Source organism: Pseudomonas sp. 24 E 13, from assembly GCF_900004715.1.
In the GTDB taxonomy this organism is placed as follows: domain Bacteria; phylum Pseudomonadota; class Gammaproteobacteria; order Pseudomonadales; family Pseudomonadaceae; genus Aquipseudomonas; species Aquipseudomonas orientalis_A.
Map to the genome: position 1 here is coordinate 8,219 of NZ_CVTO01000133.1, position 22,447 is coordinate 30,665.

Below are 22,447 nucleotides of genomic sequence, written 5' to 3' on the forward strand. Positions count from 1 at the left end.
GGCGGAACCCTAAGTGGCCGTTACCGCAGAAACGGATATGTACGCGATCTGATCCAACATCCTGATCGGCCCTGAGGCCGCCATCGGGGGCAAGCCCCCTCCCACATTTGATCTGCGGTGTTTTCGAGGACCGGGTTATTTCAGGGCAGCCATGATGGCATCCGGGTTGTAGTCGCGAATCAACGTGCCATTGACATCCACAAACGGAATCCCGCCGCCACCCAGCGCTTCATACGCCTTACGCGCCTGGGCATCCTTCTCGATGTCGAAGGTTTGGTAAGGAATCCCCTTCTGGTCCAGAAAGCGCCGGATCTGCTTGCAGTAGCCGCACCACTCGGTGGCGTAAAGCACCACACGCGCCGAGCTGCGTACCTGCTCGGACACCACCTGCGACGGGTTGAACAGCCGCTCGACCTTGCCCCAGTTCTGAATGACCACCACCACCAGCAACACCAGCAGGACTTTCTTCAAGACCCCGCCAAGCATCAGTTACGGCGCTTGAGCTGATCGGTCAGTTGGGTCGGCAGGCCCTTGATGATCAAGGTGCCGGCGGCTTCGTCGTATTCAATCTTGTCGCCCAGCAGGTGCGCTTCAAAGCTGATGGACAAGCCTTCGGCGCGGCCGGTGAAGCGGCGGAACTGGTTGAGGGTGCGTTTGTCGGCAGGAATTTCCGGCGACAGGCCGTAGTCCTTGTTGCGAATATGGTCGTAGAACGCTTTAGGCCGCTCTTCATCGATCAGACCGGACAGTTCTTCCAGGCCCATCGGCTCGCCGAGCTTGGCCTGGCTGCTGGCGTAGTCCACCAGGGTCTTGGTTTTCTCGCGCGCCGACTCGTCCGGCAGGTCCTCGCTTTCAACGAAGTCACTGAACGCCTTGAGCAGGGTGCGGGTTTCGCCCGGGCCGTCGACGCCTTCCTGGCAGCCGATAAAGTCGCGGAAGTATTCCGAGACCTTCTTGCCATTCTTGCCCTTGATAAACGAGATGTACTGTTTGGACTGCTTGTTGTTCTGCCACTCGGACACGTTGATCCGCGCGGCCAGGTGCAGTTGGCCCAGGTCCAGGTGACGTGAGGGCGTCACGTCCAGCTCGTCGGTCACCGCCACGCCTTCGCTGTGGTGCAGCAGGGCGATGGCCAGGTAGTCGGTCATGCCTTGCTGGTAGTGGGCGAACAGCACGTGACCGCCGGTCGACAGGTTGGACTCCTCCATCAGCTTCTGCAGATGTTCCACTGCGGTACGGCTGAACGTGGTGAAATCCTGACCACCGTCAAAGTATTCCTTCAACCAGCCGCTGAACGGGTGCGCGCCGGACTCGGCATGGAAGAAACCCCAGGCCTTGCCCTGTTTGGCGTTGTAGCTCTCGTTGAGGTCGGCAAGCATGTTCTCGATGGCGGCCGATTCGGACAGCTCCGAATCACGGGCATGCAGAACTGCGGGTGTGCCGTCGGGTTTTTTGTCGATCAGGTGGACGATGCAATGACGGATCGGCATAGGCTTCTCGGCTGGTTGAAGGGGAGCGTTGAGCCTCCCGCAAAAAGTTGCCCAGTGTACCGCACCCGTTGGTCAAGACGCGCCTGGAGGGGCGGTTTGGATGTTCTCCCACCGTGCATATGGGGTTTTTTCACGCTTTAGAGCGATAAAGCTGACCAAATGGGTATGTTGAGGCGGATATTTCCCCGTCTCTGTGCTAGTTTTGCCCCGTCTTACGCCAAGTCTCGGCGTTAAGCGTGCATTCAGCATTTGTCAGGTCGAACCAATCCCCGTTTCAAGCATCTATAACCCCGTTCTCCAAAGGTTATAGCCGGGGCGCCAGGCCGACACGGTCGGGCTCGACGGCTGACACTGCACTCTGCAATCCATATGAATTTGATAGGGAAGGAACACCACAATGGCTTTGACTAAAGACCAACTGATCGCTGATATCGCTGAAGCTATCGACGCGCCGAAAACCACCGCGCGCGCAGCGCTGGACCAACTGGGCCAGATCGTTGCCGATCAGCTGGAAAACGGCGGCGAAATCACTCTGCCAGGTATCGGCAAGCTGAAAGTGACCGAGCGTCCTGCCCGTACCGGCCGTAACCCTTCGACTGGCGCTGCCATCGAAATCGCTGCCAAGAAAGTTATCAAGCTGGTTGTGGCCAAAGGCCTGACCGACGCTGTTAACAAGTAAGATGCCGTAAAAAAACCGTGCTCCGGAGTGATCCGGGCACGGTTTTTTGTTGCCTGCGATTTTGTTTGCAACGGTAGGAGCGAGCTTGCTCGCGAAAGACGTTAACGATAACGCGCCCGTCCTGGTTGAACGCGGCGCCTTGGCGTTTTTCGCGAGCAAGCTCGCTCCTACAGGTGGGCGTCAGCGCACCCAGCGCTGGCGCCAGATCTGCTGTTCGTTCTTGGTCTGGAAGGTCCAGGCGACGAAGCGGCTCTGCTTTTGCCCCTGAGACATTTCCACCACCTGGCTTTCCAGCACGCCGGCCTTTTTCAACGCCGTCTCGATCGCGGGCAGGTTTGACGCTTTTGACACCAGTGTGCTGAACCACAGCACCTTGTGGGCAAAATGCGCGCTTTCGGCGATCAATTGCGTCACGAAACGCGCTTCGCCGCCCTCACACCACAGTTCGGCCGATTGGCCGCCGAAGTTCAGCACCGGCAATTTGCGCTTGGGGTCGGCTTTGCCCAGTGCACGCCACTTGCGCTCGCTGCCTTTGGTCGCTTCGTCCATGGACGCGTGGAACGGCGGGTTGCACATGGTCAGGTCAAAGCGTTCGGCAGGCTCCAGCAGGCCCAGCAGGATGTGCTTGGGGTTGGGTTGCTGGCGCAACTCGATGACTTTGCTCAAGTCGTTGGACTGCACGATGGCCTTGGCAGCCGCCACGGCGATAGGGTCGACCTCCGAGCCGAGGAAGTTCCAGCGGTACTCCATGTAGCCAATCAGCGGGTAGACGCAGTTGGCGCCCATGCCGATATCCAGCACCTTGACGATGGAACCGCGCGGAATCTTGCCGTCGTTGACGCTGGCCAGCAGGTCGGCGAGGAAGTGCACGTAGTCGGCGCGCCCGGGCACCGGCGGGCACAGGTAATCGGCCGGGATGTCCCAATGCTGGATGCCATAGAACGACTTGAGCAACGCCCGGTTGAACACCCGCACCGCGTCCGGGCTGGCGAAGTCGATGCTCTCTTTGCCATAGGGATTGATGATCACGAATTGCGCCAGTTCCGGCGTGGTCTTGATCAGCGCCTGGAAGTCGTAACGGCCTGTGTGGCGGTTGCGCGGGTGCAGGGTAGCCTCTTTGCGTGGCGCGACGGGTTTGGCCGTGGCGGCGGTTTTAGGCTTCTTGCGCGGTGGTTTGGGTGTGCTGGGGGCGGTCATGTTGATTCTGGTGTTGGCTCAAAGTGGCGGCCATTGTCACACATCCTGAGCCCAACTCGTTCAAATGTGGGAGGGGGCTAGCCCTTTGTAGGAGCGAGCTTGCTCGCGAAGAACTCCCAGGCACCGCGTTTATTCAGAAAATACGCGTTATCGTTGACGTTTTTCGCGAGCAAGCTCGCTCCTACAGACGGCGTAGGGCAAGCCCCCTCCCACATGGACCGCGTGCGCAGGAACTGCGGGCAAAAAAAAGAGACCCGAAGGTCTCTTTTTTACGCGACTCAAGCCTTACAGGCTGGAAATCCGCGCATGTTGCTCCGCCAACTTGCCCAGAGCCTGTTCAGCCTCGGCCAACTTGGCGCGTTCTTTCTCGATCACTTCCGCCGGCGCCTTGTCGACGAATGCCGCGTTGGACAGCTTGCCGCCCACGCGTTGCACTTCGCCTTGCAGGCGCGCGATTTCCTTGTCGAGACGGGCCAGTTCCGCGCCCTTGTCGATCAGGCCGGCCATCGGCACCAGCACTTCCATATCGCCGACCAGCGCAGTGGCCGACAGCGGTGCTTCGGTGCCATCGGCCAATACGGTGATGGACTCCAGCTTGGCCAGCTTCTTGAGCAGCGCATCGTTTTCGCTGAGGCGACGCTGGTCTTCGGCACTGGCGTTCTTGACGAACACGGCCAGCGGCTTGCCCGGACCGATGTTCATCTCGGCGCGGATGTTGCGCGTGCCGAGCATCAGGGTCTTGAGCCATTCGATATCGCTTTCGGCGGCCTCATCGATACGGGCTTCATTGGCCACCGGCCAGGGCTGCAGCATGATGGTCTTGCCTTCGACACCGGCCAGCGGCGCCAGGCGCTGCCAGATTTCTTCGGTGATGAACGGCATGAACGGGTGTGCCAGGCGCAGCGCCACTTCCAGTACGCGCACCAGGGTGCGACGGGTGCCGCGCTGGCGTTCGACCGGCGCGTTTTCGTCCCACAGCACCGGCTTGGACAGTTCCAGGTACCAGTCGCAATACTGGTTCCAGATGAACTCGTACAAGGCCTGGGCGGCCAGGTCGAAACGGAACTGGTCGAGCTGGCGGGTCACTTCGGCTTCGGTGCGCTGCAGCTGCGAAATGATCCAGCGGTCGGCCAGGCTCAGTTCGAAGGCTTCGCCGTTCTGGCCGCAGTCTTCGCCTTTATCCAGCACGTAGCGCGCGGCGTTCCAGATCTTGTTGCAGAAGTTGCGATAGCCTTCAACGCGGCCCATGTCGAACTTGATGTCGCGACCGGTGGAGGCCAGCGAGCAGAAGGTGAAGCGCAGGGCGTCGGTGCCGTAGCTGGCGATGCCGTCGGCGAACTCGTCGCGGGTCTGCTTCTCGATCTTTTTCGCCAGTTTGGGCTGCATCAGGCCCGAGGTGCGTTTCTGCACCAGGGTTTCCAGGTCGATGCCGTCGATGATGTCCAGCGGGTCCAGGACGTTGCCCTTGGACTTGGACATTTTCTGGCCCTGGCCATCGCGTACCAGGCCGTGCACGTACACGGTCTTGAACGGTACCTGCGGGGTGCCGTCTTCGTTCTTCACCAGATGCATGGTGAGCATGATCATCCGGGCAACCCAGAAGAAAATGATGTCGAAGCCGGTGACCAGCACGTCGGTGGAGTGGAATTTCTTCAGGAATTCGGTCTGCTGCGGCCAACCCAACGTCGAGAAGGTCCACAGGCCCGAGCTGAACCAGGTGTCCAGTACGTCGTTGTCCTGTTGCAGGGCGATGTCGGCACCGAGGTTGTGCTTGGCGCGCACTTCGGCTTCGTCGCGGCCTACATACACCTTGCCCGATTCGTCGTACCAAGCCGGAATACGGTGGCCCCACCACAGCTGACGGCTGATGCACCAGTCCTGGATGTCGCGCATCCACGAGAAGTACATGTTTTCGTATTGTTTAGGCACAAACTGGATGCGGCCGTCTTCCACGGCGGCAATGGCAGGCTCGGCCAGCGGCTTGGTGGACACGTACCACTGGTCGGTCAGCCACGGCTCGATCACGGTGCCGGAGCGGTCGCCCTTCGGCACTTTCAGGCCGTGGTCGTCAACGCTCACCAGCAAACCGGCAGCGTCGAAGGCGGCAACAATCTGCTTGCGCGCTTCGAAGCGGTCGAGGCCGGCGTATTCGGCCGGGATCTTGCCGTCGATGCTGTCATTCAGCGTGCCGTCCAGGTTGAACACCTGGCAGGCCGGCAACACGGCGGCATTCTTGTCGAAGATGTTCAGCAGCGGCAGGTTGTGGCGCTTGCCGACTTCGTAGTCGTTGAAATCGTGGGCCGGGGTGATTTTCACGCAGCCGGTGCCGAATTCAGGGTCGCAGTAGTCGTCGGCGATGATCGGGATGCGGCGACCGACCAGCGGCAGCTCGACGAACTTGCCGATCAGCGCCTGGTAGCGCTCGTCGTTCGGGTTAACCGCAACGGCGGCGTCGCCGAGCATGGTTTCCGGACGGGTGGTGGCGACGATCAGGTAGTCGTTGCCCTCGGCGGTCTTGGCGCCGTCAGCCAACGGATACTTGAGGTTCCACAGGAAGCCTTTCTCGTCGTGGTTTTCCACCTCGAGGTCGGAAATCGCCGTGTGCAGTTTGGTGTCCCAGTTGACCAGGCGCTTGCCACGGTAGATCAGGCCGTCTTCATGCAGGCGCACGAAGGCTTCCTTCACCGCTTCCGAGAGGCCGTCGTCCATGGTGAAGCGCTCGCGGCTCCAGTCCACGGAGGAGCCCAGGCGACGGATCTGACGACTGATATTGCCGCCGGACTGGTCTCTCCATTCCCAGATTTTCTCGAGGAATTTCTCGCGGCCCAGGTCGTGACGGCTCTGGCCGGTGGCTTCGAGTTGGCGTTCCACCAGCATCTGGGTGGCGATACCGGCGTGGTCGGTACCCGGTTGCCACAGGGTGTCGCGACCCTGCATGCGGCGGAAACGGATCAACGCATCCATGATCGCATTGTTGAAGCCATGGCCCATGTGCAGGCTGCCAGTGACGTTCGGTGGCGGAATCATGATGGTGTACGAGTCGCCCGCACCTTGTGGGGCGAAATAGTTTTCGGACTCCCAGGTGTTGTACCAGGAAGTTTCGATAGCGTGGGGCTGGTAGGTCTTATCCATGCGCGGCGGGACCCTAGTTGGCATTTATTCAGGAAAGCCGGCAAGTATAACGGGGGATAGAGCGCAGGGCGAGGCGAAGACAGGGCTTAAGGTGTATGCAACCAAATGTGGGAGGGGGCTTGCCCCCGATGGCAGTGTGTCAGCTTCAAATAGACTGCTGACTCACCGCTATCGGGGGCAAGCCCCCTCCCACAGGGGATCTCGGTGTGGCTTAAGACTGGTACTGGCTCAGCAACCGTTCCATCCGCGCATCCATTCGCCGTTTGATCTCGGCTTCAATATGCGGCGAAAAATCATCGATCACGTCTTGCATGATCAATTGCGCGGCGGCGCGCAGTTCGTTGTCCAGGTGCAGCAGCAGGGCGTCGGGGGCTTTTTCGGCAGCGGGGGCGGGCTCGGTAATGGCTGGCTCCGGCGCAGCAGACTTGTTGCCGACCATGTCGAACAACAGCGGAATCTGTATCTCGCCATCGGCCGTTTCGGTCAACAGCGGCGGTTGCAAGCCATCATCACCCAGCAGCTGGCGGATCGACTCGAGGTCGTCCAGCAGGTGGTCGTCTTTTTTCAGCGGATTGGGCGTGTCCATCATGTGCTCAAAGTCGTTGTAGCCGGTGGTCCTGCAGAGGATAGCCCTGTTCGCGGTAGAAACGGAAACTCTCCCGCGCGGCCTGACGAATAGCCGGGTCTTCCACCACCACTTCCGCCACACGGGCGAAGGCCTTGGCAAAGGCCGGTACTTTAAGGTCAAGGTTGACCAGCAGGTCATGGTGGTCGCCGCAACTGTCGCCCAAACCCAGTACTACCACGCCGTCAGGTTCCGATTCGGCGGGGCCGTGGGGTACGAAGCTTTCGCCCTTGAAGCGCCACAGGCGGGCATCGAGGTCCTCGCGTTGGGCGGCATCGCTGCAATGCAGGTAAATGCGATGGCCCATGCGCCAGGCCTTTTCGGTGAGCTTGCAGGCAAAGTCCAGGCGCGCGGATGGGTCGGCGCTGGGCAATATATAGAAGTCGACTTGGGTCATTGCGGTTCCTGGTGCTGGCCCGCCAGTCCTGTAGGAGCGAGCTCGCTCGCGAAAAACCAGAGGACACCGCGTTCATCCGGGATGGGCGCGTTATCGTTGGCGATCTTCGCGAGCAAGCTCGCTCCTACAGAAGGGCCGGTGGCGCTTAGGCTTTGGCGCGATCGAGCAGGTACTGGGTCAGCAGCGGTACTGGACGACCAGTGGCGCCCTTGTCCTTGCCGCTGGCCCATGCGGTGCCGGCGATGTCCAGGTGCGCCCAGTTTAAGTTCTTGGTGAACCGCGACAAGAAGCAGGCGGCGGTGATGGTGCCGGCTTTCGGGCCGCCGATGTTGGCGATGTCGGCGAACGGGCTGTCCAGTTGCTCCTGGTACTCATCGAACAGCGGCAGCTGCCAGGCGCGGTCGTCGGCAGCCTTGCCGGCGCTGAGCAGTTGCTCGATCAGCTCGTCGTTGTTGCCCAGCAGGCCCGAGGTGTGGGCGCCCAGGGCAACCACGCAGGCGCCGGTCAGGGTGGCGATGTCGATCACCGCCTGCGGCTTGAAGCGTTCGGCGTAGGTCAGCGCGTCGCACAGCACCAGGCGGCCTTCGGCGTCGGTGTTGAGGATTTCCACGGTCTGGCCGCTCATGGTCGTGACGATATCGCCTGGGCGGGCAGCACCGCCGCTCGGCATGTTCTCGGCGCAGGCCAGGATGCACACCAGGTTGATCGGCAGCTTGAGTTCCAGCACGGCACGCAGGGTGCCGAACACGCTGGCGGCGCCGCCCATGTCGTACTTCATCTCGTCCATGCCGGCGCCCGGCTTGAGGCTGATGCCGCCGGTGTCGAAGGTGATGCCTTTGCCCACCAGGGCGTAAGGCTTCTCGGACTTCTTGCCGCCGTTGTATTGCATCACGATCAGGCGAGGCGGCTGGTCGCTGCCCTGGCCTACGGCATAGAACGAGCCCATGCCCAGTTCCTTGATCTTCTTCTCGTCCAGCACCTCAACCTTGAGGCCCTTGAACTCCTTGCCCAGCGCCTTGGCCTGTTCGCCCAGGTAGGTGGGGTGGCAGATGTTCGGCGGCAGGTTGCCCAGGTCACGGGTGAACGACATGCCCTTGGCGATCGCAGTGGCGTGGGTCACGGCGCGCTCGACTTCAGCCTGTGCGGCCTTGATGGTCAGCAGGGTGATTTTCTTCAGGGCACGGGGGTCGGCTTTCTGGCTCTTGAACTGGTCGAAGACGTAGCCACCGTCCACCAGGCTTTCGGCCAGCAGGCGGGTCTTGCCGTAGCTGTCACGGCCCTTGATGACGATTTCGTCGAGTGCCAGTGCCGCGTCGCTGCCGCCCAGGCCTTTAAGCGTGGTGAGGATGGCGCTGACGATCTTGCGAAACGGACGGTCGCCCAGTTCGGCGTCACTGCCCACGCCCACCAGCAACACGCGCTCGGCCTTGAGGTTCGGCAGGCTGTGCAGCAGCAGGCTCTGGCCGACTTTGCCGGCCAGGTCGCCGCGCTTGAGCACGGCGCTGATGGCGCCGCCGCTCAGTTCATCCAGTTGCTTGGCGGCAACGCCGAGTGTGCGGCCTTCGCCGACAGCGACCACGAGGGTGGCGGTTTTCAACGTTTCGGGGCTAACGCTTTTTACAACCAATTCCATTTTCGGGTCCCTTATAAAGGTCGGTGAGCCTGGCGTTTTTACCCAGGCTTTAAAAGCGCGGCAGCCTTGTAAGCCGCCAGCGACAAAGGCCGCAGTTTGAACCTCGCAGGCGAAGCCTGACAACCCTCGAAGCACGCTTTGTGCATGCGCATGAGGTTGCGCAGTGACAGGCGCGGTCAATCACAGGATAATGCGCCATCTTTTTAGCCGACCCGTGATAAACGGGTCGACTCGGTATGCTTGCTTGTTTGGCCGCCTTAGCCTGACAACCCTGGAGTGTCTGGTTTGATCGTCTTCCGTTATCTATCCCGCGAAGTCCTGTTGACCCTGAGTGCCGTGAGTGCGGTATTGCTGGTCATCATCATGAGTGGTCGTTTCGTCAAATTCCTTGCGCAGGCTGCCTCCGGCGCCCTGGATCCGGGCTCGCTGTTCCTGATCATGGGCTTTCGCCTGCCTGGCTTTTTGCAACTGATCCTGCCGCTCGGCCTGTTCCTTGGCATTCTGCTGGCATATGGCCGGCTTTATCTCGAAAGCGAGATGACCGTGCTGTCCGCCACCGGTATGAGCCAGCAGCGTCTGCTGGCGATGACCATGGTGCCGGCCGCCGGCGTTGCCCTGGTAGTGGCCTGGTTGAGCCTGAGCCTCGCGCCTCAAGGTGCGATGCAGTTCCAGCTGCTGCTGAACAAGCAGGACGCGATGACCGAGTTCGACACCCTCGAACCCGGGCGTTTCCAGGCACTCAACGACGGCACGCGCGTGACCTACACCGAAGAAATGACCGAAGACCGTTCCAACCTGAGCGGCGTGTTCATTTCCCAGAAAAACCTCGGCAAGGACCAGAAAGACCGTGGCATCTCGATCCTGGTGGCCGACGGCGGCCGCCAGGAAGTGCGCCCCGACGGCAGCCGCTACCTGATCCTGGACAACGGCTATCGCTACGATGGCAGCCCGGGCCTGGCCGATTACCGCGTGATCAAATACGACACCTACGGCGTGATGCTGCCCAAGCCCGATATCAGCGACGAAGTCACCGACCGCGACGCACTGCCCACCGCCTCGCTGTTCGGCAGCCAGGAACTGCGCTCCATCGCCGAGCTGCAATGGCGCCTGTCCCTGCCGCTGCTGGTGTTTATCGTGACCTTGATGGCGGTGCCGCTGTCGCGCGTCAACCCGCGCCAGGGCCGATTCCTCAAGCTGCTGCCGGCGATCCTTTTGTACATGGCTTACCTGACCATCCTGATTTCCGCCCGTGGCTCCCTGGAAAAGGGCAAGTTGCCGCCCGCCCTGGGCCTGTGGTGGGTGCACGGGATTTTCCTGGTGATCGGCCTGGGGCTGCTCTACTGGGAGCCTATCCGTTTGAAAATGAAGAGCCGTCGTGGCCTGAAGGAGTTGGCTCGTGGCTAAGCTCGATCGCTACATTGGTAGCAGCGTACTGATCGCCATCCTGGCGGTATTGGGCATCATCCTGGGCCTGGCCTCGCTGTTCGCCTTCATCGATGAAGTGGGCAACGTTACCGATACCTATACCGTCATGGACGTACTGAGCTTCGTGGCGTTGACCGCGCCGCGTCGTCTCTACGACATGATGCCGATGGCCGGCCTGATCGGCTGCCTGATCGGCCTGGGCACCCTGGCCAGCAACAGCGAATTGACCATCATGCGCGCGGCGGGCGTGTCCATCGGGCGTATCGTCTGGGCGGTCATGAAGCCGATGCTGCTGCTGATGGCGTGCAGCGTGCTGATCGGCGAATACGTCGCGCCACCGTCCGAAGCCACCGCCCAGGCCAATCGCGCCCTGGCCCAGGGTTCGGGCGATGCGCAGAGTGCCAAGCACGGCCTGTGGCACCGCCAGGGCGACCAGTTCATCCACATCAACGCCGTGCAGCCCGGCGGCTTGTTGATCGGGGTCACACGCTACACGTTTGACAAAGAGCGGCACATGCTCAGCTCCAGCTTCGCCAAGCGCGCGCAATACGATGGCGCGCAATGGCAGCTGAGCGAGGTCACCACCACGCTGTTCCATAATGTGGGCCAGGGGTTCAATGCCAGCACCGAAGTGGTCAATGAACCCACCCAGACATGGGATATCGCGCTGAAGCCGGAGCTGCTCAATACGGTGATCATGGTTCCGGAAACCCTGCCGATCTCGGGTCTCTGGAGTTATATCCACTACCTCAAGGACCAGGGCCTGAACAATGGCCGCTACTGGCTGGCGTTCTGGGTCAAGGTATTGCAACCGGTGGTCACCGCGGCGCTGGTGCTGATGGCGATCTCCTTTATCTTCGGCCCGTTGCGTTCGGTGACCCTCGGCCAGCGGGTATTCACCGGGGTGCTGGTGGGCTTCACGTTCCGCATCGCCCAGGACTTGCTGGGGCCGTCGAGCCTGGTATTCGGGTTTTCGCCGCTATTCGCGGTGCTGGTACCGACGTTTATCTGCGCCGTGGCCGGGTTCTGGTTGCTGCGTCGAGCCGGCTGATTGCGAGCAAGCTCGCTCCTGCAACATTGGGCCCCGTGGAAACGGGGCTTTTTTGTGTTCGTCAGCAAAGATGACGTCTGGCCCGAGCATCAGGTACAATTCCCGGCTATTTTTCAGCGGGCAATCTGCCTGCAGCCTTTTTGAGTGTTGATCCGTGAGTGATTTGAGTCATATCCGCAATTTCTCCATCATCGCCCACATTGACCATGGTAAGTCGACGCTGGCCGATCGATTCATCCAGATGTGCGGCGGCCTTGCCGAGCGTGAAATGGAAGCCCAGGTCCTGGACTCCATGGACCTCGAACGCGAGCGCGGGATCACCATCAAGGCCCACAGCGTTACCCTGTACTACACCGCCAAAGACGGTATCAAGTACCAGCTCAACTTCATTGACACCCCGGGCCACGTCGACTTCACCTATGAAGTCAGCCGTTCCCTGGCCGCTTGCGAAGGCGCGCTGCTGGTGGTGGACGCGGGGCAGGGCGTTGAAGCCCAGTCCGTGGCCAACTGCTACACCGCCATCGAGCAGGGCCTGGAAGTGATGCCGGTGCTGAACAAGATCGACCTGCCACAGGCCGATCCGGACCGCGTCAAGGAAGAAATCGAAAAAATCATCGGCATTGACGCCACCGACGCCGTCGAGTGCAGCGCCAAGACCGGCCTGGGCGTCGATGAAGTGCTCGAGCGCCTGGTCAAGACCATCCCCGCGCCGACCGGCAACTACGAAGATCCGCTGCAAGCGTTGATCATCGACTCCTGGTTCGACAACTACCTGGGCGTTGTCTCCCTGGTGCGCGTGCGCCATGGCCGCGTGAAGAAGGGCGACAAGATCCTGGTCAAGTCCACCGGCAAGATCCACCTGGTGGACAGCGTCGGCGTGTTCAACCCCAAGCACACTGCCACCACTGATCTGAAAGCCGGCGAAGTAGGCTTCATCATCGCCGGTATCAAGGACATCCACGGTGCGCCGGTCGGTGACACCCTGACCCTGAGCTCAACGCCCGATGTCGACGTGCTGCCAGGCTTCAAGCGCATTCAGCCGCAGGTCTATGCCGGCCTGTTCCCGGTCAGCTCCGACGACTTCGAAGACTTCCGCGAAGCCCTGCAAAAGCTGACCCTCAACGACTCGTCGTTGCAGTACACCCCGGAAAGCTCCGACGCCCTGGGCTTCGGTTTCCGTTGCGGGTTCCTCGGCATGCTGCACATGGAGATCATCCAGGAGCGCCTGGAGCGCGAATACGACCTGGACCTGATCACCACCGCGCCAACGGTTATTTTCGAGCTGGCGCTGAAAACCGGTGAAACGATTTACGTCGACAACCCCTCCAAGCTTCCAGACCTGTCTTCCATCGAAGACATGCGTGAACCGATCGTGCGCGCCAATATCCTGGTGCCGCAGGAGCACCTGGGCAACGTCATCACCCTCTGTATCGAAAAGCGTGGCGTGCAGCACGACATGCTGTTCCTCGGTACCCAGGTGCAGGTGACCTACGATTTGCCGATGAACGAAGTGGTCCTGGACTTCTTCGACCGTCTCAAATCCACCAGTCGCGGCTATGCTTCGCTGGACTACCATTTCGACCGTTACCAGTCGGCTAATCTGGTGAAGCTGGATGTATTGATCAACGGCGACAAGGTTGATGCCCTGGCATTGATCGTGCACAAGGACAATGCGCACTACAAAGGTCGCCAGTTGACCGAGAAGATGAAAGAACTGATTCCGCGTCAGATGTTCGACGTTGCGATCCAGGCCGCCATTGGCGGGCAGATCATTGCGCGGACCTCCGTCAAGGCACTCAGAAAGAACGTACTGGCCAAATGCTACGGTGGCGACGTCAGCCGTAAGCGCAAGCTGCTTGAGAAGCAAAAGGCCGGTAAAAAACGCATGAAGCAAGTGGGCAATGTGGAAATTCCACAAGAAGCCTTCCTTGCGGTGCTCAGGTTGGATAGTTAGGTCCTATGTCGCTAAATTTCCCGCTGTTGCTGGTCATCGCCGTTGCCGTCTGTGGTTTCCTGGCGTTGCTCGATCTGGTGTTCTTCGCCCCGCGTCGGCGGGCGGCTATCGCGTCCTATCAGGGCAGCGTCAGCCAGCCCGATGCCGTGGTGGTCGAGAAGCTGAACAAAGAGCCTTTGCTGGTCGAATACGGCAAATCGTTCTTCCCGGTATTGTTCATCGTGCTGGTGCTGCGTTCGTTCCTGGTGGAGCCGTTTCAGATCCCTTCGGGGTCGATGAAACCTACCCTGGACGTGGGCGACTTCATTCTGGTGAACAAGTTTTCCTACGGGATTCGCTTGCCGGTGATCGACAAGAAGGTGATTGAAGTCGGTGACCCGCAGCGCGGTGATGTGATGGTGTTCCGCTACCCGAGCGACCCGAACGTCAACTACATCAAGCGTGTGGTCGGCCTGCCGGGCGACGTGATCCGCTACACCAGCGACAAGCGCCTGTTCATCAACGGTGAGTCGGTGGCCGAAAAACTGTTGGGCGCCGAGCCGAACACGTTGGGCAGCGCCGAGCTGTACCAGGAAAAACTCGGTGCGGTAGAGCACCAGATCCGCAAGGAAATGAGCCGCTACCGCGCGATGCCCGATGGCCAGTGGAAAGTGCCTGCCGGGCACTACTTCATGATGGGCGACAACCGCGACAACTCCAACGACAGTCGCTACTGGGATGACCCCACTATTCCCAAGGACCTGCTGGGCATGGTGCCCGACGAGAATATCGTCGGCAAAGCCTTCGCGGTCTGGATGAGCTGGCCGGAACCCAAGCTCAGCCACCTGCCGAACTTCTCGCGGGTCGGGCTGATCAAGTAATACAGGCGGCGCTGTGATCACAGCGCCGAATGCTTTTCTGGGGCTTGGACATTTTCCAATGCCCGGTACCCAGCAGGATGTGAATTTGAACACTGCGTCAATCGTCGATGGCCGCCGGTGCCACCAACTAGATATGGATAAACCGTGACCGTTTCTCTGAGTCGTCTCGAGCGCCAGCTCGGCTACACCTTCAAGGACCAGGAATTGATGGTCCTTGCCCTCACACACCGCAGCTTTGCAGGGCGCAATAACGAGCGCCTGGAATTCCTCGGTGACGCCATCCTCAATTTCGCCGCCGGTGAGGCGCTGTTCGAGCGTTTCCCGCAAGCGCGCGAAGGCCAGCTTTCGCGCCTGCGCGCCCGTCTTGTGAAAGGCGAGACCCTGGCCGTGCTGGCTCGCGGTTTCGGCCTGGGCGAGTACCTGCGGCTGGGTTCCGGTGAATTGAAAAGTGGCGGTTTCCGTCGCGAGTCGATCCTGGCTGATGCCCTGGAAGCCTTGATCGGTGCGATCTACCTCGATGCAGGGATGGAGACGGCCAAGGAGCGCGTGGTCGCCTGGCTGGCTTCGGAAATCGAAAGCCTGACGCTGGTCGACACCAACAAGGACCCCAAGACCCGCCTGCAGGAATACCTGCAGTCGCGCGGTTGCGAACTGCCACGCTACGAAGTGGTGGATATCCAGGGTGAGCCGCATTGCCGCGTGTTCTTCGTGGAATGTGAAATCACCTTACTGAACGAAAAAAGCCGAGGTCAGGGTGTGAGCCGTCGTATTGCCGAACAGGTAGCGGCCGCTGCAGCACTGATTGCCCTGGGCGTGGAGAATGGCCATGACTGATTCAACCGCAACACGCTGTGGCTATGTTGCCATCGTCGGCCGCCCCAACGTGGGCAAGTCCACGCTGCTCAACCACATCCTCGGCCAGAAGCTCGCGATCACCTCGCGCAAGCCGCAGACCACCCGCCACAACATGCTGGGCATCAAGACTGAAGGCACCGTGCAAGCGGTCTACGTCGACACCCCCGGCATGCACAAGGGCGGTGAAAAGGCGCTTAACCGCTACATGAACAAAACCGCTTCGGCGGCGTTGAAAGACGTCGACGTGGTGATTTTCGTGGTCGACCGCACCAAGTGGACCGACGAAGACCAGATGGTTCTGGAGCGCGTGCAGTACGTCACCGGCCCGTTGATCGTCGCGCTGAACAAGACCGACCGTATCGAAGACAAAGCCGAACTGATGCCGCACCTGACCTGGCTGCAGGAACAACTGCCGAATGCCCAGATCATGCCGATCTCGGCGCAGCACGGCCACAACCTCGAAGCCCTGGAGCGCGTGATTGCCGGCTACCTGCCGGAGAACGAGCACTTCTTCCCGGAAGACCAGATCACCGACCGCAGCAGCCGCTTCCTTGCTGCGGAACTGGTGCGCGAGAAAATCATGCGCCAGATGGGCGCCGAGCTGCCGTACCAGATCACCGTTGAAATCGAAGAGTTCAAGCAGCAGGGCAAAACCCTGCACATCCATGCACTGATCCTGGTTGAGCGTGACGGCCAGAAAAAAATCATCATTGGCGACAAGGGCGAGCGCATCAAGCGCATCGGCACCGAGGCGCGCAAGGACATGGAATTGCTGTTCGATTCCAAGATCATGCTCAACCTGTGGGTGAAGGTTAAGGGTGGCTGGTCCGATGATGAGCGCGCGTTGCGCTCCCTGGGCTACGGCGACCTGTAAGACACCGCAGGGCTAAAAAATGTGGGAGGGGGCTTGCCCCCGATGGCGGTGGATCAGTTAATGGATAAGTGACTGACACACTGCCATCGGGGGCAAGCCCCCTCCCACATTCGTTTGATGTTGTTTTCAAGATCGAGAACCCATGTCCCAATCCCCGCCTCCCAGCCAGCTCGCCTATGTGCTGCACAGCCGCGCCTACCGTGAGACCAGCGCCCTGGTGGACTTCCTTACGCCCCAGGGCCGTCTGCGCGCGGTTCTGCGCAGCGCGCGGGGCAAGGCCGGTACGCTGGCGCGGCCGTTCGTGGCCCTGGACGTGGAGTTTCGCGGCAAGGGCGAGCTGAAGAATGTCGGCCGCCTGGAAAGCGTCGGCACGTCCGCCTGGCTCAATGGCGATGCGCTGTTCAGCGGTCTCTACCTCAATGAGCTGCTGATCCGCCTGCTGCCCGCCGAAGACCCGCATCCGGCCGTCTTCGATCACTACGCCGCCACCTTGCTCGCCCTCGCCGAAGGCCGTCCCCTGGAACCGCTGCTGCGGGCCTTTGAATGGCGCCTGCTGGATGACCTGGGCTACGGCTTTGAATTGCACAACGACCTGCACGGTGACCCTGTCGCCGCCGACGGGCTGTATCGCCTGCAAGTGGATGCAGGCCTTGAGCGCGTGTACCTGCTGCAACCCGGCCTGTTCCAGGGCTCCGAGTTGCTGGCCATGAGCGAAGCGGACTGGACCGCCCCCGGCGCCTTGTCCGCCGCCAAGCGCCTGATGCGCCAGGCCCTGGCCGTGCACCTGGGCGGACGGCCGCTGGTCAGTCGCGAGTTGTTTCGAAAGCCCTGACATCCCCGTGTATGCTGTGCACCGATTCTTTCCCTTTTCAGGAGCGCTTCCGTGACCACCAGCAATCGCATTCTTCTTGGCGTCAATATCGACCACGTCGCCACCCTGCGCCAGGCCCGGGGCACTCGTTACCCGGACCCGGTCAAGGCCGCGCTGGACGCCGAAGAAGCGGGCGCCGACGGCATCACCGTGCACCTGCGCGAAGACCGCCGCCATATCCAGGAGCGCGACGTGCTGCTGCTCAAGGACGTGCTGCAGACCCGCATGAATTTCGAAATGGGCGTCACCGAAGAAATGATGCAGTTCGCCGAGCGCATCCGCCCGGCGCACATTTGCCTGGTGCCGGAAACCCGCCAGGAACTGACCACCGAAGGCGGCCTCGACGTGGCCGGCCAGGAGGCACGGATCAAGGCTGCCGTGGAGCGCCTGTCGAAGATCGGCAGCGAAGTGTCGCTGTTCATCGACGCCGACGAGCGTCAGATCCAGGCCTCACGCCGCATCGGTGCCCCGGCCATCGAACTGCACACCGGCCGCTACGCCGATGCCACCACGCCGACCGAAGTGGCTGAAGAGCTGCAACGCATCATCGACGGCGTGAACTGCGGGCTTGGCGAAGGCCTGATCGTCAACGCCGGCCATGGCCTGCACTACCACAACGTCGAAGCCGTGGCGGCGATCAAGGGCATCAACGAACTGAACATCGGCCATGCGCTGGTGGCCCATGCGCTGTTCGTCGGTTTCAAGGGCGCCGTGGCCGAGATGAAGGCGCTGATCCTGGCGGCCGCCAAACACTAAAAACACTGCAGATCCAATGTGGGAGGGGGCTTGCCCCCGATAGCAGTGTGTCAGTCAGCCTATTCTTACCTGATACGCCGCAATCGGGGGCAAGCCCCCTCCCACATGCGAACCCTTACTGTTTAGCGCTCGCAGGTGTATCGTATCCGCCCTTTGCAGGCCCTGTGCCTGCGGCAGATACGTGAGGTTGTTGTGTCCCTATCCTTTTCCCGTCGACAAATCCTGGGTGGTCTTGCAGGCCTGGCCGTAGTGGGCGTCGGTGCCGGTGGCGGCTACCGCTACTGGCTGGGGAAGGTCGCCGAGTCCGAGGCGGGGCACGATTACGAGTTGATCGCCGCGCCCCTGGACGTGGAATTGGTGCCGGGCCACACCACCCAGGCCTGGGCGTTCGGCCCTTCCGCGCCCGGCACTGAGTTGCGCGTACGCCAGGGCGAGTGGCTGCGGGTGCGTTTTATCAACCACCTGCCGGTCGCCACCACCATCCACTGGCATGGCATCCGCCTGCCGCTGGAGATGGACGGCGTGCCCTACGTCTCGCAATTGCCGGTGCTGCCAGGGGAGTATTTCGACTACAAGTTCCGTGTGCCCGACGCCGGCAGCTACTGGTATCACCCGCACGTCAACAGCAGCGAAGAACTCGGCCGGGGCCTGGTCGGACCGCTGATCATCGAGGAGCGCGAGCCCACCGGTTTCAAACACGAACGCACCCTCAGCCTGAAAAGCTGGCACGTGGACGAAGAGGGCGCCTTTGTCGCCTTCAGCATTCCCCGTGAGGCGGCGCGTGGCGGCACGGCGGGGCGTTTATCCACCATCAATGGCGTGTCCCAGGCCGTGATTGACCTGCCGGCCGGGCAGATCACCCGGGTGCGCCTGCTCAACCTCGACAACACCCTGACGTATCGCATCAACATTCCGGATGTCGACGCGCAGATCTACGCGCTGGACGGCAACCCCATCGAGCCGCGCCCGCTGGGCAAGGAATACTGGCTGGGCCCCGGCATGCGTATCTGCCTGGCGATCAAGGCGCCGCCCGCCGGCGAAGAGCTGTCGATCCGCAATGGCCCGGTGCGCCTGGGCACGTTCCGTTCGGTGGCCAACACCGATGCGCCCACCGAGTGGCCCCCGGCGCTGCCGGCCAACCCGGTTGCCGAACCGGACCTGGCCAATGCCGAGAAACTCAACTTCAATTTCGAATGGGTCGGTTCGGTGTCGGTCAACGTCGACAACGGCAAGCCGCCGAGCCTGTGGCAGATCAACGGCCAGGCCTGGGACATCACCGACAAGACCTGCGCCGACCGCCCCATTGCCAAGCTTGTGAAGGGCAAGAGCTACATTTTCGAATTGAAGAACATGACCCAGTACCAGCACCCGATCCACCTGCACGGCATGAGCTTCAAGGTCATTGCGTCGAACCGCCACAAGGTCATCCCGTATTTCACCGACACCTACCTCTTGGGCAAGAACGAACGTGCCCGCGTAGCCCTGGTGGCGGATAACCCGGGGGTGTGGATGTTCCACTGCCATGTGATCGACCATATGGAAACCGGCCTGATGGCCGCCATCGAGGTGGCGTGATGCGCCAGGTTCGCCCCGCGATCATCGACCGCAGCCGCGACCAGGACTTCATGCGCGAAGCCCTGGCACTCGCCGCCCAGGGCGCGGCGCTGGGTGAAGTGCCGGTGGGCGCGGTGCTGGTGCAGGACGGTGAGATCATCGGCCGCGGTTTCAACTGCCCGATCAGCGGCAATGACCCCAGTGCCCATGCCGAGATGGTCGCGATCCGCGCGGCCGCCCACGCCGTCAGCAATTACCGCCTGCCGGGCAGTACCCTCTATGTGACGTTGGAACCGTGCAGCATGTGCGCCGGGTTGATCGTGCATTCGCGAATTGCACGGGTGGTCTATGGCGCACTCGAGCCCAAGGCCGGGATCGTGCAGAGCCAGGGGCAGTTTTTTACCCAGGGCTTTCTCAACCATCGGGTACTGTTTGAAGGCGGGGTGCTGGCCGAGGAGTGCGGCACAGTGTTGAGTGAATTCTTCAAGGCTCGGCGGGCCAAGCCCCCACTCTAAAGAACACTGAGGATAAAAGTGTGGGAGGGGGCTTGCCCCCGATAGCAGAGTGTCAGTCACCACATCCATGGCTGATACACCGCTATCGGGGGCAAGCCCCCTCCCACATTTGGATCTCCATATATTCAGTGATAACTCACCGTTATTTCCTGGCGATGATCACCGCCCGCATCGGCGCCGGCAGCCCTTCAATGGTCTTGCTGTGATCTTCGGGATCGAGGAAGTCACTGAGCGACTGGTACTTCATCCACGCCGTCCCGCGTTGTTCCTCGACCGTGGTCACGCTCACGTCCACGCAGCGCACATCGCTGAATCCGGCGCGGCGCAGCCACAGCATCAGCGCCGGAACCGACGGCAGGAACCACACGTTACGCATCTGCGCATAGCGGTCTTCCGGCACCAGCACTTGCTGCTGATCGCCGTCCACCACCAGGGTTTCCAGCACCAGCTCACCGCCTTTGACCAGCGTGTCTTTCAGCGCCAGCAAGTGTTCGATCGGCGAACGACGGTGGTAGAACACGCCCATGGAAAACACCGTGTCGAAGCCTTCAAGGTTCGCCGGCAGGTCTTCGAACGGGAACGGCAGGTGCCAGGCCCTGGGTTCGGACAGGTAACGCTGCACCGCCTGGAACTGGCAGAAGAACAGCCAGTTGGGGTCCACGCCAATCACGCTGTCGGCGCCGGCGCCGAGCATGCGCCACATGTAATAGCCATTGCCGCAACCCACATCGAGGATGCGCTTGCCCTTCAAGTCCAGATGCGGCGCCACTCGGGACCATTTCCAGTCCGAGCGCCATTCGGTGTCCACATGCACGCCGAACAGGTGGAACGGGCCTTTGCGCCAAGGGCTCAGCCCCATGAGCGCCGTGTGCATCTGTGCGCGAGTCTCGTCGTCGCAATCCGTGTCCAGCACCAGGCCGTTCAACAGGTCCACGTCACTGGGCTGGATATTCGGCAGTGCGTCCAAAGCACTCTGCCAGCGCTCCAGGTCGCCGTGGCCTTTTTCCATCTTGCTATCGAGCTGCGCTTGCAGGCCCTGGGCCCATACGGCCAGGGGAGTACCGACCAGATGGCGGGCGAGGGGAGACAAATCAATCATGGCAAGGCAATCAACGAGGCAAAGTTAAGACACTGGAACCACGGCACGACTTTCGAGAACCCGGCCGCCAGCAGGCGTTCGCGGTGTTCTTCGAGGCTGTCGGGCTTCATGACGTTTTCGATGGCGCTGCGCTTCTGGGCGATTTCCAGTTCGCTGTAGCCGTTGGCGCGCTTGAACGCGATATGCAGGTCGGTCAGCAACCCATGCTCCTGGGCATCATTGAAGCGCAGCTTTTCCGAGAGGATCAGGGCGCCGCCCGGCAGCAGCGACTGACGGATACGCCCGAGCAATGCCAGGCGCTCATCGGGGGCGATAAATTGCAGGGTGAAGTTCAGCGCCACCACCGAGGCCGGTTGGAAGTGCAGGGCAAGGATATCGCCCTCGATCACGTCCACCGGCAGTAACTCCTGGAACATCGAGTCCTGGCCATTGAGGTATTGGCGGCAGCGTTCGACCATCGCCGTCGAGTTATCCACCGCGATCACCCGGCAACCCTCGGTGCGCACATGGCGGCGCAGGGCCTGGGTGACCGCACCCAGGGATGAGCCCAGGTCATACAGCACGCTGTTCGGCTGGGCGAACTGGGCGGCGAGCACACCGAGGTTCTCGACGATGGTCGGGTAACCGGGCACCGAGCGCTTGATCATGTCCGGGAACACCCGCACCACGTCCTCGTTAAAGGCGAAGTCCGGCACCTGGGGCAGGGGCTGGGCGAATAGGCGATCGGGTTCTTTGCTCACGGTTGTTCCGGCGACGAAGGGGGAAAGGCCGGCATTTTAGCGTAGGAGCTGGCTTGCCTGCGATGGTCGTCAACGATTACGCAGACATTCTGGATGAACGCGGTGCCGGAATCAGCACGTCACCAAAGCCTTGGCCCATCAGTTCACCGTGATGGCGCAGTCGAAGGTCTCGACAGGTTCGGCTTCCGGTTCCCACGGTTGCTGGGAGGTCAGGCGCAGACGGCCTTGGCCGGCGGCGAACGCCTGGAAGCGCCAGGTCGACTGGCCGCCACCGCCGATCACGCCGGATTCGCTGCTGCTGTAGACCTCGGGGCTCAATGCGCGCAGTACACCGCCGGCGGAGTCCTGGATGGCCCAGCGATAGCCGGTGGTGGGATTGCTGGGCAGGGTGAGGATCAGGGTTTGGTTAGGTTTAAGCTGGAGCGGGCAGGCGCTCTGATCTTCCACGGTGACGTTTTGCTTCGGCGCACTGGCGCACGCGGCCAGCAGTGCAAGGCTCAAGGGGAGAAGCAGGCGGGCGGCGGTCATGGGGGCTCCGTTTATACACGACGAAGGGCGAGCATAACCGAAGATGGGGCACGTTGTGACAGAAGGGGGTGGGTTGGCAGGTCTGGCCTCATCGGGGCCCCTCCCACACTTGACCGAGTACATCCATTGGAATGCGGTCAAGTGTGGGAGGGGGCTTGCCCCCGATGGCGGCCTCAGGGCCGACCAGGATGTTGGATCAGACCGAGTACATA

At 61.4% G+C, this 22,447-nt stretch carries 21 protein-coding genes; 11 read left to right on the top strand and 10 right to left on the bottom strand.

Annotated elements, in window-relative coordinates:
• Positions 1–135: 135 nt before the first annotated feature.
• Entirely contained in the window at positions 136–486 is a 351-nt protein-coding gene (locus tag BFP90_RS16795; protein ID WP_065894841.1) for a glutaredoxin family protein, read from the bottom strand.
• Complete coding sequence (yejK, locus tag BFP90_RS16800; RefSeq protein WP_065885922.1) at positions 486–1,490, bottom strand: nucleoid-associated protein YejK; 1,005 nt, start codon at positions 1,488–1,490, stop codon at positions 486–488. Before yejK ends, BFP90_RS16795 begins: the two co-directional genes overlap by 1 nt.
• A gap of 397 nt (positions 1,491–1,887) precedes the next feature.
• On the opposite strand from yejK, the gene BFP90_RS16805 reads away from it, so the two are divergent.
• On the top strand, positions 1,888–2,169 hold the full coding sequence (locus BFP90_RS16805; RefSeq protein WP_005785131.1) for an HU family DNA-binding protein: 282 nt from the start codon (positions 1,888–1,890) through the stop codon (positions 2,167–2,169).
• Positions 2,170–2,349: 180 nt separating this feature from the next.
• Here BFP90_RS16805 and rlmF read toward each other — a convergent pair whose 3' ends face one another.
• The 5 genes from rlmF to BFP90_RS16830 form a co-directional block, all read right to left on the bottom strand.
• On the bottom strand, positions 2,350–3,366 hold the full coding sequence (gene rlmF / locus BFP90_RS16810) for a 23S rRNA (adenine(1618)-N(6))-methyltransferase RlmF (protein WP_065885923.1): 1,017 nt from the start codon (positions 3,364–3,366) through the stop codon (positions 2,350–2,352).
• A 285-nt stretch (positions 3,367–3,651) separates the two neighbouring features.
• Positions 3,652–6,498, bottom strand: coding sequence for a valine--tRNA ligase (locus BFP90_RS16815; protein WP_065897488.1), 2,847 nt, complete (start codon positions 6,496–6,498; stop codon positions 3,652–3,654).
• Between the two features lie 211 nt (positions 6,499–6,709).
• Entirely contained in the window at positions 6,710–7,084 is a 375-nt protein-coding gene (locus BFP90_RS16820; RefSeq protein WP_065885925.1) for a DNA polymerase III subunit chi, read from the bottom strand.
• 7 nt (positions 7,085–7,091) lie between these two features.
• On the bottom strand, positions 7,092–7,520 hold the full coding sequence (locus tag BFP90_RS16825; RefSeq protein ID WP_065894843.1) for a DNA polymerase III subunit chi: 429 nt from the start codon (positions 7,518–7,520) through the stop codon (positions 7,092–7,094).
• Positions 7,521–7,665: 145 nt separating this feature from the next.
• Positions 7,666–9,153, bottom strand: coding sequence for a leucyl aminopeptidase (locus BFP90_RS16830; protein ID WP_065897490.1), 1,488 nt, complete (start codon positions 9,151–9,153; stop codon positions 7,666–7,668).
• Positions 9,154–9,438: 285 nt separating this feature from the next.
• On the opposite strand from BFP90_RS16830, the gene lptF reads away from it, so the two are divergent.
• The 10 genes from lptF (at position 9,439) to tadA (ending at position 19,868) form a co-directional block, all read left to right on the top strand.
• Entirely contained in the window at positions 9,439–10,557 is a 1,119-nt protein-coding gene (gene lptF / locus BFP90_RS16835; protein WP_065894845.1) for an LPS export ABC transporter permease LptF, read from the top strand.
• The gene (gene lptG / locus BFP90_RS16840; protein WP_065894846.1) at positions 10,550–11,629 is read left to right on the top strand and encodes an LPS export ABC transporter permease LptG; all 1,080 of its coding nucleotides are present in this window, start codon (positions 10,550–10,552) and stop codon (positions 11,627–11,629) included. Before lptF ends, lptG begins: the two co-directional genes overlap by 8 nt.
• 154 nt (positions 11,630–11,783) lie before the next feature.
• Complete coding sequence (gene lepA, locus BFP90_RS16845; protein ID WP_003210439.1) at positions 11,784–13,583, top strand: translation elongation factor 4; 1,800 nt, start codon at positions 11,784–11,786, stop codon at positions 13,581–13,583.
• A 5-nt stretch (positions 13,584–13,588) separates the two neighbouring features.
• A complete protein-coding gene (gene lepB / locus BFP90_RS16850) occupies positions 13,589–14,443 on the top strand; it encodes a signal peptidase I (protein WP_065894847.1) in 855 nt (284 codons plus the stop codon).
• A gap of 144 nt (positions 14,444–14,587) precedes the next feature.
• Positions 14,588–15,277 carry a ribonuclease III gene (gene rnc, locus BFP90_RS16855; RefSeq protein WP_003188856.1) on the top strand — a complete coding sequence of 230 codons (690 nt, stop codon included), beginning with the start codon at positions 14,588–14,590 and terminating at the stop codon, positions 15,275–15,277.
• The gene (era, locus tag BFP90_RS16860; RefSeq protein ID WP_043204836.1) at positions 15,270–16,172 is read left to right on the top strand and encodes a GTPase Era; all 903 of its coding nucleotides are present in this window, start codon (positions 15,270–15,272) and stop codon (positions 16,170–16,172) included. The genes rnc and era overlap by 8 nt, the downstream gene beginning before the upstream one ends.
• A 142-nt stretch (positions 16,173–16,314) precedes the next feature.
• Complete coding sequence (recO, locus tag BFP90_RS16865) at positions 16,315–17,004, top strand: DNA repair protein RecO (RefSeq protein WP_065897493.1); 690 nt, start codon at positions 16,315–16,317, stop codon at positions 17,002–17,004.
• Between the two features lie 51 nt (positions 17,005–17,055).
• Complete coding sequence (pdxJ, locus tag BFP90_RS16870; protein WP_065897497.1) at positions 17,056–17,799, top strand: pyridoxine 5'-phosphate synthase; 744 nt, start codon at positions 17,056–17,058, stop codon at positions 17,797–17,799.
• Positions 17,800–17,991: 192 nt separating this feature from the next.
• Positions 17,992–19,374 (top strand): multicopper oxidase family protein, encoded by a 1,383-nt coding sequence (locus BFP90_RS16875; RefSeq protein ID WP_065897499.1) that lies wholly within the window; start codon positions 17,992–17,994, stop codon positions 19,372–19,374.
• Positions 19,374–19,868: a tRNA adenosine(34) deaminase TadA gene (gene tadA / locus BFP90_RS16880; RefSeq protein ID WP_065885934.1), complete on the top strand. Its 495-nt coding sequence runs from the start codon at positions 19,374–19,376 to the stop codon at positions 19,866–19,868. Before BFP90_RS16875 ends, tadA begins: the two co-directional genes overlap by 1 nt.
• Before the next feature lie 142 nt (positions 19,869–20,010).
• Here tadA and cmoB read toward each other — a convergent pair whose 3' ends face one another.
• The 3 genes from cmoB to BFP90_RS16895 form a co-directional block, all read right to left on the bottom strand.
• Positions 20,011–20,967: a tRNA 5-methoxyuridine(34)/uridine 5-oxyacetic acid(34) synthase CmoB gene (cmoB, locus tag BFP90_RS16885; protein WP_065897501.1), complete on the bottom strand. Its 957-nt coding sequence runs from the start codon at positions 20,965–20,967 to the stop codon at positions 20,011–20,013.
• The gene (gene cmoA, locus BFP90_RS16890) at positions 20,964–21,707 is read right to left on the bottom strand and encodes a carboxy-S-adenosyl-L-methionine synthase CmoA (protein WP_065897503.1); all 744 of its coding nucleotides are present in this window, start codon (positions 21,705–21,707) and stop codon (positions 20,964–20,966) included. Before cmoA ends, cmoB begins: the two co-directional genes overlap by 4 nt.
• A 138-nt stretch (positions 21,708–21,845) precedes the next feature.
• Positions 21,846–22,235: a protease inhibitor I42 family protein gene (locus BFP90_RS16895; protein WP_065897505.1), complete on the bottom strand. Its 390-nt coding sequence runs from the start codon at positions 22,233–22,235 to the stop codon at positions 21,846–21,848.
• Positions 22,236–22,447: the final 212 nt, after the last annotated feature.